Origin of the sequence: Bradyrhizobium sp. UFLA01-814 (genome assembly GCF_046718885.1) — a bacterium.
Classification (GTDB): Bacteria; Pseudomonadota; Alphaproteobacteria; order Rhizobiales; family Xanthobacteraceae; genus Bradyrhizobium; species Bradyrhizobium elkanii.
Genome location: NZ_JAQOSR010000224.1, coordinates 1 through 11,604, shown reverse-complemented (window position 1 = coordinate 11,604; position 11,604 = coordinate 1). Strand labels below are relative to the sequence as shown.

The following is an 11,604-nucleotide window of genomic DNA, read 5'->3' as shown; positions in this document are numbered from 1 at the left end:
GATTTCTACGTGCCCGAGTTCCGGGCGAAGATGGATATGATCCCTGGCTCGGTGACCTACTACTGGCTCACGCCGACCCGGACCGGAACCTTCGACGTCCTCTGCGCGGAGCTTTGCGGTGCCGCGCACGCACAGATGCGCAGCAAGGTCGTCGTGGAAGAAGAGAAGGAATATCACGCGTGGCTGGACAAGCAGCACACGTTCGCCGCCTTGTCCGGCCAGCGCAACGTCGCGAAGGCCGCGTACAAGACTGGCAGCGAATGAACATGCCGACGAGGATCCGCCGGATGTTCGGCCGGATATGAAGTGAACTCGTCGCTGAGCGGAAGACCAAGGAGGGTATTCCGATGGTCGATATCCCGTTTGATCAGGTCGCAGGCATCCCGCCCGCCGAAGTCGCTGAGGTCGAGCTCTATCATCCGCACAGCTGGTGGACGAGGTACGTCTTTTCGCAAGACGCCAAGGTGATCGCTGTCCAGTACTCGATCACGGCGATGTCGATCGGAATGGTTGCGCTGGTGCTGTCGTGGATGATGCGGCTGCAACTGGGATTTCCCGGCACATTCTCCTTTATCGATGCCAATCAGTACCTTCAGTTCATCACCATGCACGGCATGATCATGGTGATCTACCTGCTCACGGCGTTGTTCCTCGGCGGCTTCGGCAACTACCTCATCCCGCTGATGGTCGGCGCGCGGGACATGGTCTTCCCCTACGTGAACATGCTGAGCTATTGGGTCTACCTGCTCGCGGTGCTGGTGCTGGCCGCGACGTTCTTCGTGCCGGGCGGACCGACCGGCGCCGGCTGGACGCTTTATCCGCCCCAGGCGATTCTCTCCGGTACCCCCGGGCAGGACTGGGGCATCGTTCTCATGCTGGCCTCGCTGATCCTGTTCATCATCGGCTTCACGATGGGCGGGCTCAATTACGTGGTCACGGTGTTGCAGGCCCGCACACGCGGCATGACCTTGATGCGCATGCCCCTGACGGTGTGGGGGATCTTCACCGCCACCGTGATGGCGCTGCTGGCGTTCCCGGCGCTGTTCGTGGCCTCGGTGATGCTGCTGCTGGACCGCCTCCTTGGAACCAGCTTCTTCATGCCGACACTGGTCGAGATGGGCCAGTTGACCAAGTATGGCGGCGGCAGCCCGATCCTGTTCCAGCATTTGTTCTGGTTCTTCGGCCACCCCGAAGTCTACATCGTCGCGCTGCCGGCGTTCGGCATCATCTCGGATCTGATCAGTACGCACGCGCGCAAGAACATCTTCGGCTATCGCATGATGGTCTGGGCGATCGTGGCGATCGGGGCGCTGAGCTTCGTCGTGTGGGCGCACCACATGTATGTCAGCGGCATGCACCCGTATTTCGGGTTCTTCTTCGCCACCACGACGCTCATCATCGCGGTCCCGACCGCGATCAAGGTCTACAACTGGGTGCTGACCCTTTGGCGCGGCGACATCCATCTCACGGTGCCGATGCTGTTTGCGCTCGGCTTCATCGTCACCTTCGTCAATGGCGGCTTGACAGGGCTGTTCCTCGGCAACGTTGTCGTCGACGTTCCGCTGTCCGATACGATGTTCGTCGTCGCGCACTTCCACATGGTGATGGGGATTGCGCCGATCATGGCCGTGTTCGGCGGGATCTATCACTGGTATCCGAAGGTCACCGGGCGGATGCTCAATGATGCGCTCGGACGCTTCCACTTCTGGGTGACGTTCGTCGGGGCCTATGCGGTGTTCTTCCCGATGCACTATCTCGGCCTGCTCGGGATGCCGCGCCGCTATCACGACATCGGCGACACGTCCTTCGTCCCGGCCTCCGCCCATGACCTCAACGCGTTCATGAGCGTGGCGGCGCTGATTGTCGGCTTCGCCCAGCTCGTCTTCCTGTTCAATCTGGTCTGGAGCCTGTTCAAGGGAAAAGAGGCGGGCGGCAATCCCTGGGGTGCCACCTCGCTGGAATGGCAGACGCCGGAGACCCCGCCGGGGCACGGCAACTGGGGCAAGGAGCTCCCCGTCGTGTATCGCTGGGCCTATGATTACAGCGTGCCCGGTGCCGCCAGGGACTTCATCCCGCAGAATGAACCGCCGGCCAAGGTGCTGGCCCAGGGGGCCCATCCGTGAGTGCCATCGTCCTGTTCATTGCTACGATTGCAGCGATCGCGGGATGGTGGCTCTCGCAGCAACGGCTGGCCGCCAAGCCGTGGCTGGAGCAGGGCATTGCCGTCGATCTTCGCGGCGATCGCGGCTCTTCGGTGCCGGCGGCGAAAATCGGCCTCGGTGTTTTTCTCGCGGTGGTCGGCTCGCTGTTCGCGCTCCTGATCAGCGCCTACTCGATGCGCACCACCATGGTGGACTGGCGCGAGCTGCCGCTGCCGAGGCTGGTGTGGTTCAACACCGGCGTCCTCGTCATCAGCAGCGTGGCGCTGCAATGGGCGCTGATGGCCGCGCGCCACGACGACCATGAAGGCTTGATCGCGGGCCTGTTGGTCGGCGCTGCATCGGCCGTGATGTTCCTGATCGGGCAGCTCGTGGTGTGGCGGCAGCTCAGCATCGCCGGCTATGTCATGGCGTCGAATCCGGCCAATTCCTTCTTCTATCTGATCACCGCGCTCCACGGGCTGCACGTGACCGGCGGCCTGGTGGCGCTCGGCAGGGCGACCGTAAAACTGTGGCGCGGCGCGCCGATGACGCAGATGCGCCTGAGCGTCGAGCTTTGTACCATCTACTGGCATTTCCTGTTGCTGGTCTGGCTGGTGCTGCTCGGTCTGCTGACGGGCTGGACCGACAATTTCGTCGACATCTGTCGCCAGTTGCTCACCTAGCGAGGGCAGGAAGCGATGACAGAAACCACACTCGCAACCCCCAAGGCGCTGCCCGGGACGATACCCGGATTGCGCGGCATCGCCGCCGACTGGGCCTCGGACCAGCGCGCGTTCAAGAACGTGTCCTGGGGGAAGGCCATGATGTGGATCTTCCTTCTGAGCGACACCTTCATCTTCAGCTGCTTCCTGCTGTCGTACATGACGGCGCGAATGTCGACGACTGTGCCGTGGCCCAATCCCAGCGAAGTCTTCGCGCTCAACATCGGCGGCCAGCACATCCCGCTCATCCTGATCGCGATCATGACCTTCGTCCTGATCAGCAGCAGCGGGACGATGGCGATGGCCGTCAACTTCGGTTACCGCCGGGATCGCGTCAAAACGGCAGCCTTGATGCTGGTCACCGCGGCATTTGGCGCGACGTTCGTCGGAATGCAGGCTTTCGAATGGACCAAGCTGATCATGGAGGGCGTGCGCCCCTGGGGCAACCCGTGGGGCGCACCGCAATTTGGCGCTTCCTTCTTCATGATCACCGGCTTCCACGGCACCCACGTGACCATCGGTGTGATCTTCCTGATCGCCATCGCGCGAAAGGTTTGGCGGGGAGACTTCGACGTCGAGCGGCGCGGCTTTTTCACGAGCCGCAAGGGCTACTACGAGATCGTCGAAATCATGGGCCTGTACTGGCATTTCGTCGATCTGGTCTGGGTGTTCATCTTTGCCTTCTTTTATCTCTGGTGAGGTCGCGCATGACAGAAGCAGCGGTACATGTGGAAGGGCAGGCAGCACAGCATGCGCTACACACCTATGTGCATGGTGCGGTGGCATCGGGCGCCGCGCATGCAGAGGGCCAGCAGCACCCGATCAAGCTCTATCTGGTGGTCTGGGGATGGCTGTTCGTGCTCAGCACCTGCTCCTATCTCGTCGACTATTTTGGCATCCATGGCCACCTGCGGTGGTCGCTGATCCTGCTGTTCATGGTGCTGAAGGCCGGCCTGATCGTCGCCGTGTTCATGCACATGGCCTGGGAGCGGTTGGCGTTGGCCTACGCCATCCTGTTGCCGCCGGTGCTGGTGCTGGTTTTTGTAGGGATCATGGTGTTCGAATCCGACTATACGCATCTGCTTCGGGTCATGTTCTTCGCGCCAGCAAGCTAGAAATGCGACGGCCATGACCACATGGGTCATGCTGGAGGAGGCAAGGCATCCTGAAGGCGGAGGCCTCGCCGCTTCTTGCGGCACCCTGCGAAGAGGGCCTTCAGCCGATGGCTTTTTCGAACTGACGAGGAATTAATCTCGTGCAAATCAATCGTTCAATTCGTCGCCGGAGCTATGCCAACATCGGAGACTACGTCGCACTGACGAAACCGCGCGTGATGTCGCTGGTCGTCTTTACCGCACTGGTTGGTCTCATGGTCGCACCAGGCGGCATCGAGCCCTTCACCGGGCTCGCTGCTCTTCTTTGCATTGCTGCGGGCGCCGGCGCCGCAGCTGCGCTCAATATGTGGTACGACGCCGACATCGATGCGCTGATGGCGCGTACCGCCATCCGTCCAATTCCCAGCGGTCGCGTATCGCGCCCGGAAGCATTGGTCTTCGGATTGATGCTCGGCTCGTGCGCGGTCCTCGCCCTCGGCGCCTTGCTGAACATGGCCGCCGCTGCGCTGCTGGCCTTCACGATCTTCTTCTACGTCGTCGTCTACACGATGTGGCTTAAGCGCCGAACCCCGCAGAATATCGTCATTGGCGGTGCCGCCGGAGCGCTCCCTCCGGTGATCGGCTGGGTTGCGGTCACAGGATATGTCGGGCTCGAGCCGCTCATCCTGTTTCTGATCATCTTCCTTTGGACGCCACCCCACTTCTGGGCACTGTCGCTCAATCTTGCTGGAGAGTATGCCCGCGCCGGCGTGCCGATGTTGCCGGTCGTGGCCGGCAGGACCGAAACAAAGCGCCAGATTCTTCTCTACAGCGTGCTTCTGGCTTCGACCTCGCTGCTGCCTTGTGCACTGGGGTTTGCGGGAGCCGTCTACGGCGCGGCTGCGGCGACGCTGGGAGCGATCATGATTTTTCTCGCATGGCAGGTACGCCGGAGCCACGACAAGGAAAGGCGGCCCGCTCGTCGCCTGTTCGTGTTTTCGATGCTCTATCTGGTCCTGCTCTTCGGGGTGCTGCTGATGAATGCTGCACCCTATGCTCAGTCCCGCTGACTGGGCGCGTTCGAATCAACGGCCGCCTTGCCTCGTCGGGCAACTCGGTGATTGAATTTCGCGAGGCACCCGCCGGGGACGGCCCTAGCGCTCGTCCCGCATATATGGACTTCGCTGGGAGACGAGTCTCAAGTCTTGATCGGTAGACATCGTCTGGGGCCCGTGCATACGTGGCACGCTCGCCGGGTTGCCCAACAAGATCCAGGCGATAGCGCCAGTGGCCAGCATTCCGCCGTAGATCACCAAAAGGTCCCGCCTCATCGCGCTTCCTCCGTATGTGGCCGTTTCCAAGCATAAATCAGGCCAATCCATTCGGGCACGGACAGATGCGGCGCACAGGATAGCGTTGGACAAGTAGGACAAGCTCGCCCTAAGCTTCGCCCATTGCAGCAACCAGGCGCGGTTCAAGAATGGACTGGTCCTACTATCTCGGGGGCACTGCTATTGTCCTGCTCCTTCTTGCCTATCGGCTGCATGGCGGGCTGTTTAGGAAGAATTCATTGCGGGACGAGAAACTAAATCGACGGATTGATGAACGCATCGGACGCTTGGACCTGAAGCGCCGCAACGATTGAACCGCCCTGAAGCGGCACCTCGAGGCCAACGCAACGCCACTCTCCGGAATCATCCTTACGGCGACGGCAGAGCTACCTTGGTCTCCCGAGATGACCATCTCGGCAGATGATACTTTTTATGATTTGAAAAGAGCTATTTGAGCAATCGAATGAAAGTCTGGGTCTATACCGACACAAGCAAGCCCGTTGGCGAGCCGGAGCATCTGAAGGTTTTCGCGACCAATGACGCCGCGCAGTCGTGGTTCAAGCGGAACGTCCCGCAGGGCGTCGCATTTGCCTACGAGATCATTCTGGGGCCGCGTTACCTGGCCAAGACGCTCCTCGTGCTGTCCGTCCTGCTTCTTGGCATCGCCGATCTCTACACCACCAACACGATCCTGAATCTCGGCCTCGGCGAGTTGAACCCGTTCATGCATGTCGCTCAGACATGGCTCGGCCCCTGGTGGCTTATCCCGAAGCTCGGTTTGACCTATTTCATGATGTGGCTGCTGTGGCGCAGCAACAACCCTTACAATATCGCGATAGTGGTGGCGTTTTGCTCCACGCCCGTACTCAATAATCTTCTCATCATAGCAGGCACGAACTAACCTCGATTCACGTTTCGAACGTGAACCGAAGGATCGATCTGTCTCACCCATACGTCTCCACGATGAAGTCGATCAGCGCGCGGAGCTTCGGCGTCATCTTGCGGTGCTTCGGCCACAGGATCTGGCGCGCGCGGGCCCGCGTCGTGTAGTTCGGCAGCAGGACCTGCAGCCGTCCCGCGGCGATATCGTCGGCAAGCAGTTCGTCGCGCATCAGCACGATGCCGGCGCCGGCAAGCGCCGCATAGCGGATGCCGAACGCGCTGTTGATGAAGAGGCGGCTCGCGACATCGACATGTACTTCGCCCTCAGGCCCGGAGAAGGTCCATCGCTGCCCGTCCGACCAGCCGGGGTAGCGCAGGCATTCATGGCGGGCGAGATCCGCCGGATGGGTCGGCGTGCCGCGTTCGGCGAGATAGCTCGGCGCGGCGCAAACCACGCCGGTATAGGGCGACAGCGAGCGCGACATCATGGTGGAGTCGGTCAGCGTGCCGACCCGGATCGCCGCGTCCAGCCCTTCCTCGAGCAGGTCGACCATCCTGTCGCTGAGGATGAGGTCGACCGAGACGTCCGGATATCTCTTCATGAAGCGGACCAGCGCGGGCGCCAGGCTGTACGACCCGAAGGCGACCGAGGTCGCCACGCGCAGCTTGCCGCGCGGTGCGCTCAGGGCCTCCTCGACCAGCGCATCGCCGGCCTCGGCCTGTTCCAGCAACTGCCTGCAGTGATCGAGATAGCTGCGGCCGAGCTCGGTGAGGCCCTGCCGCCGGGTCGACCGGTTGATCAATTGCGAGCCGAGCCGGTCCTCGAGAAAACGGATATGCTTGCCGATCATGGTCGGCGACATCCGCAGCTCCTTGGCCGCCGCGGTGAAGGAGCCGAGATCGGCGACGCGGGCGAACACGGACATGCTGGTCAGTCGATCCATGATTATAAACCAATAGTTATTTCACTGCAGATCAAAGCGCCGCTTATAGCGCGCTGGAATTGTATTTATTACCATAAGTGAGCAATCGGCGCGATGATGCGTGCGATTGCTTTGGAATGTGGCCGGTCGCGCCCGGAGGGGCGCGGACCGCGCGGGGCCTCGAACCAGGACAGGAGTGTCAGGATGCCTTTCCAGATCACGATCAATGGGACCAGTCATCAGGTCGATGCCGATGGCGACACGCCGCTGCTCTGGGTGCTGCGCGACGTGCTCGGCATGACTGGCACCAAGTTCGGCTGCGGCATGGCGCTGTGCGGCGCCTGCACGGTGCATCTCGATGACAGCGCGGTGCGCTCCTGCATCACGACGATCGACAGCATCGGCGACTCCAAGATCACGACCATCGAGGCGGTCGGCAAAACGCCGGCGGGCAAGAAGATCCAGGACGCCTGGCTCGCGCACGAGGTGCCGCAATGCGGCTACTGCCAGTCCGGGCAGATCATGTCGGCTTCCGCGCTGCTCGCGGGCAAGCCGAAGCCGACGGATGCCGATATCGACGACGCGATGTCGGGCAACATCTGCCGCTGCGGCACCTATGTCCGCATTCGCGAAGCGATCAAGCAAGCCGCACAGTCGGGAGGTTGAGCCATGACGCTGATCGACAATTTGTCCGAGCGCGCCGCCGATCTGTCGCGGCGCAACTTCCTCCGCGCCGGCGCGATCGCGGGCGGCGGTCTGCTGCTCAGCGTGAGCCTGCCGTTCGCGAGCCGCGAGAGCGAGGCGGCCGCCTCCGATGGCTTCGCGCCGAATGCCTTCGTCCGGATTGGTAGCGACGGCAAGGTCGTGCTGACCATGCCCTATGTCGAGATGGGGCAGGGCACCTATACCTCGATCCCGATGCTGATCGCCGAGGAGCTCGAGATCGGCCTGACGCAGGTCCGGCTCGAGCACGCGCCGCCGAGCGACAAGCTCTACGCCAACTCGCTGCTCGGCGTGCAGGCCACCGGCAATTCGAACGCGATGCGCGGCGCCTGGCAGCCGATGCGGAAAGCCGGCGCCACCGCGAAAGCGATGCTGGTCGCAGCCGCGGCGAAGCGCTGGAACGTCGAGCCGGGGACATGCCGCGCCGAGAACGGCGAGGTGCATCACGCGGCCTCCGGGCGCAAGCTGGGCTACGGCGAACTGGCGACTGACGCGGCGCAGATGCCGGTGCCGGAGAATGTCACGCTGAAGAGGCCGTCCGAGTTCAAGTTGATCGGCACGCCGGCCAAGCGGCTCGATACGCCCTCCAAGATCAACGGCACGGCGGTCTACGGCATCGACGCACGGCCGCCCGAGGTGAAGGTCGCGACCCTGGCGCAGTCGCCGGTGTTCGGCGGGCGGGTGAAGCGCGTCGATGATGCGGCTGCAAAAGCCGTCAAGGGCGTGCGACAGATCGTGACGCTCGACGACGCCGTCGCGGTGGTGGCCGACCACATGGGGGCGGCGAAGAAGGGTCTGGCGGCGCTCACGATCGAGTGGGACGAGGGGGCTCACGCCAAGCTCGCCACGTCAGATATCGCACGCGAGCTCGAAGCTGCCACCACCAAGCCGGGCACGGTCGCGCAAAATATCGGCGACGCCGACAAGGCCATGGCGGGCGCAGCGACGAAAGTCGAGGCGACCTATCAGCTGCCGTTCCTCGCCCATGCGACGATGGAGCCGATGAACTGCACCGTGCATGTGCGCCCTGATGGCTGCGAGATCTGGGTCGGCAGCCAGGCGCTCTCGCGCGCGCAGGCGGTGGCCGCGAAGGTGCTGAACATGCCGCCCGAGAAGGTGGTGGTGCACAATCATCTGCTCGGCGGCGGCTTCGGCCGCAGGCTCGAGGTCGATGGCGTCATTCGCGCGGTGCAGATCGCCAAGCAGGTCGATGCGCCGGTCAAGCTGGTGTGGACCCGCGAGGAGGACATCCAGCACGACATGTACCGGCCCTACTGGTGCGACCGGATTTCGGTCGGCCTCGATGCATCCGGCAAGCCGGTCGCCTGGAACAACCGCTTTGCCGGCCCGTCGGTGCTGGCGCGATGGGCGCCGCCGGCGTTCCGCAACGGGCTCGATCCCGACACAACGGAAGGCGCGATCGATCTCGTCTACGACATTCCCAACTTCCACGTCGAATATGTCCGGGTCGAACCGCCGGGCATTCCGACCGCGTTCTGGCGCAGCGTCGGGCCCTCCCACAACGTGTTCGTCACCGAAAGCGTGATCGACGAGCTGGCGGCGGCGGCGAAGCAGGATCCGGTCGATTATCGCCGCGCGCTGCTCGCCAAGTCGCCGCGCGCCAAGGCGGCGCTCGAGCTCGCGGCGGCCAAGGCCGGCTGGGGCGGGAAGCTGCCGGCCGGGCGCGGCCGCGGCGTGTCGCTGCAATTCGTGTTCGGCAGCTACCTCGCGCAGGTTGCCGAGGTCGAGGTGGCCAAGGACGGTTCGGTCCGCGTCCACCGCGTCGTCTGCGCGATGGATTGCGGCACCGTGGTCAATCCCGACACGGTGCAGGCGCAACTGCAGAGCGGCATCAATTTCGGCGTCACGGCGGCGCTCTACGGCGAGATCACGCTCAAGGACGGCCGCGTCGAGCAGAGCAATTTCGACAGCTACCAGATGCTGCGCATCGATCAGGCCCCGGCGATCGAGGTCTACATCGTCCCGAGCACCGAGCCGCCCGGCGGCATGGGCGAGACCGGAACCTCGGGCATCGTGCCGGCGATCAGCAACGCGATCTTCGCGGCGACCGGCAAGCGGCTGCGCAAGATGCCGGTCGATCCGGCGGTGTTGAAGCAGACGTAAGCCACGGGTGGAAATGTCAGCCGGGGTGCTGGCGCGATCGTGAAGCCGGACGGATTTGCGCCGTGCACAGATCCGTGCGAGAAGCGGGCATGCATCTGAGGCGGCTCGCCAATCTCTGGATTCTGCTGCTGGTCGCGGCCGGGCTGTTGCTCGCGCCCGTGGCGCCGGCATTTGCCCGGATGATGCCGGATGCCTCGGCCGCTGCGATGCAGGCGATGCCCGGTCACGCGGCCATGTCGGACCACGTCATGTCGTCGGATCAAGGCAGGTCCGATCAAGCGATGTCCGGCGAAGCGATGTCCGACCAAGCCATGTCTGATCAAGCCATGTCTGATCAGGCCATGGCCGACGACATGCCGTGCTGTCCGGACCAGAGCAAAAGCAAGGGTTGCGACGACTGCCCGTTCCTCGCGCTCTGCATGCTGAGCGTTTCGCTGCCGGTGCCCGCCGGCACAGCGTCGCTGGTCGAGCGCGAGCCGCTGCGGAGCCGGATCGCCGCCCATGACGATCGTCTGCTTGACGGCCTCGGCGCCAAACCTCCCGACCATCCGCCTCGAACCCACGTCTGACGGGCGCGCAAGCGCCTGATCGCTGACGCGTGCGCAAATGGCGCGCGTGCCTTTGCATGCCGCTCACGCGGCTCATCAGACGTATCGAGGATCATCACCATGAAGTCTTTCCACCTGGCGCGGGCCGCTGCCGTCGCGCTGATCGGCGTTGCCGTGACGGGCATGGCTGCCCACGCCGAGATCAAGAACTACGAATTCCAGCTCGTGCAGCCGACGGTCAAGGCGGGTGCCGATCGCATCGTCACGGTGCGGCTGGTCGACAAGGCGAGCGGGAAAGCCGTGCCCGACGCGGTCATCTTCTCGACCCGGCTCGACATGGCGCCCGACGGCATGCAGGAGATGGCCACCAAGGTGACGCCGATGCCGGGCACCGAGCCCGGCACCTACCGGTTCAAGGCGACCTTCGGCATGGCCGGCCGCTGGCAATTGTCGCTCGGCGCCAAGGTGCAGGGCGAGACCGGCGCGGTCGAGAACAAGCTCGTCGTCACGGCCGAGCAATGAGCCGCCGAGCAATCGGCCCCTTAACATGGGCCGGCGCCGCCGCTGCGATCGCCGCAGCGGCAGGCGCCGCGTGGATCGGCCGCGACCTGCCGCCGCGGCCAGTGACCGCTGCCATCGTCTCCGCCGCGCGGGCGGCGGAGACTGCTGCGCCGATCTACTACCGCGATCCCGACGGCAAGTCGCTCTATTCGGCGACACCGAAGAAGACGCCTGACGGGCGCGACTATCTGCCGGTGTTTGCGGATGACGAGGCCGCTGCCGGCGAGCCGGAGCGATCGGCAGAGGTGAGCGCGCCTGCCGCCAAGCGCGAGCGCCAGGTGAAATATTATCGCAATCCGATGGGACTTCCCGACACCTCGCCGGTGCCGAAGAAGGACTCCATGGGAATGGATTACATCGCCGTTTATGACGGCGATGACAGCGACGACGGTTCGATCACGCTGTCGCCCGGCAGGATCCAGCGCAGCGGCGTCAAGTCCGAGGCCGCGCAGATGCGCCGCATCCGCACGCTGGTCCGTGCTCCCGGCACGATCCAGCTCGACGAGCGTCGCGTCTCCGTCATCGCGATGCGGGCCGAGAGCTATGTGCAGAAAG

Annotated in this window: 11 protein-coding genes and 2 pseudogenes; 12 read left to right on the top strand and 1 reads right to left on the bottom strand. The window is 63.8% G+C overall.

Features of this window, described 5'->3' with window-relative positions; translation table 11 throughout:
- From PMN64_RS38860 to PMN64_RS38830, 7 genes and pseudogenes are all read left to right on the top strand, one after another.
- Positions 1–264: pseudogene (locus PMN64_RS38860) on the top strand (cytochrome-c oxidase); the annotation flags it as partial.
- An 83-nt stretch (positions 265–347) separates the two neighbouring features.
- Positions 348–2,123 carry a cytochrome c oxidase subunit I gene (gene ctaD / locus PMN64_RS38855; RefSeq protein ID WP_028342672.1) on the top strand — a complete coding sequence of 592 codons (1,776 nt, stop codon included), beginning with the start codon at positions 348–350 and terminating at the stop codon, positions 2,121–2,123.
- A complete protein-coding gene (locus tag PMN64_RS38850; RefSeq protein ID WP_411784574.1) occupies positions 2,120–2,824 on the top strand; it encodes a cytochrome c oxidase subunit 3 in 705 nt (234 codons plus the stop codon). Before ctaD ends, PMN64_RS38850 begins: the two co-directional genes overlap by 4 nt.
- Before the next feature lie 15 nt (positions 2,825–2,839).
- The gene (locus PMN64_RS38845) at positions 2,840–3,562 is read left to right on the top strand and encodes a heme-copper oxidase subunit III family protein (RefSeq protein WP_028342670.1); all 723 of its coding nucleotides are present in this window, start codon (positions 2,840–2,842) and stop codon (positions 3,560–3,562) included.
- Positions 3,563–3,570: 8 nt separating this feature from the next.
- Positions 3,571–3,978 carry a cytochrome C oxidase subunit IV family protein gene (locus PMN64_RS38840; RefSeq protein WP_028342669.1) on the top strand — a complete coding sequence of 136 codons (408 nt, stop codon included), beginning with the start codon at positions 3,571–3,573 and terminating at the stop codon, positions 3,976–3,978.
- A 140-nt stretch (positions 3,979–4,118) separates the two neighbouring features.
- Positions 4,119–5,027, top strand: coding sequence for a heme o synthase (locus tag PMN64_RS38835; protein WP_411784573.1), 909 nt, complete (start codon positions 4,119–4,121; stop codon positions 5,025–5,027).
- A 724-nt stretch (positions 5,028–5,751) separates the two neighbouring features.
- The gene (locus PMN64_RS38830; protein ID WP_304495936.1) at positions 5,752–6,189 is read left to right on the top strand and encodes a DUF5658 family protein; all 438 of its coding nucleotides are present in this window, start codon (positions 5,752–5,754) and stop codon (positions 6,187–6,189) included.
- 43 nt (positions 6,190–6,232) lie between these two features.
- Here PMN64_RS38830 and PMN64_RS38825 read toward each other — a convergent pair whose 3' ends face one another.
- Positions 6,233–7,114, bottom strand: coding sequence for a LysR substrate-binding domain-containing protein (locus PMN64_RS38825; protein ID WP_411784572.1), 882 nt, complete (start codon positions 7,112–7,114; stop codon positions 6,233–6,235).
- Positions 7,115–7,297: 183 nt separating this feature from the next.
- On the opposite strand from PMN64_RS38825, the gene PMN64_RS38820 reads away from it, so the two are divergent.
- The 5 genes and pseudogenes from PMN64_RS38820 to PMN64_RS38800 all read left to right on the top strand — a co-directional run.
- Positions 7,298–7,759, top strand: coding sequence for a (2Fe-2S)-binding protein (locus PMN64_RS38820; RefSeq protein WP_304495934.1), 462 nt, complete (start codon positions 7,298–7,300; stop codon positions 7,757–7,759).
- 3 nt (positions 7,760–7,762) lie between these two features.
- Entirely contained in the window at positions 7,763–9,940 is a 2,178-nt protein-coding gene (locus PMN64_RS38815; protein ID WP_411784571.1) for a molybdopterin cofactor-binding domain-containing protein, read from the top strand.
- 89 nt (positions 9,941–10,029) lie between these two features.
- Positions 10,030–10,509, top strand: a complete 480-nt coding sequence (locus tag PMN64_RS38810) for a hypothetical protein (protein ID WP_411784570.1) — start codon at positions 10,030–10,032, stop codon at positions 10,507–10,509.
- Positions 10,510–10,608: 99 nt separating this feature from the next.
- Positions 10,609–11,010: a FixH family protein gene (locus tag PMN64_RS38805; protein ID WP_411784569.1), complete on the top strand. Its 402-nt coding sequence runs from the start codon at positions 10,609–10,611 to the stop codon at positions 11,008–11,010.
- Positions 11,007–11,604, top strand: a pseudogene (locus tag PMN64_RS38800) (efflux transporter periplasmic adaptor subunit); the annotation flags it as partial. The gene PMN64_RS38805 and the pseudogene PMN64_RS38800, both read left to right, overlap by 4 nt.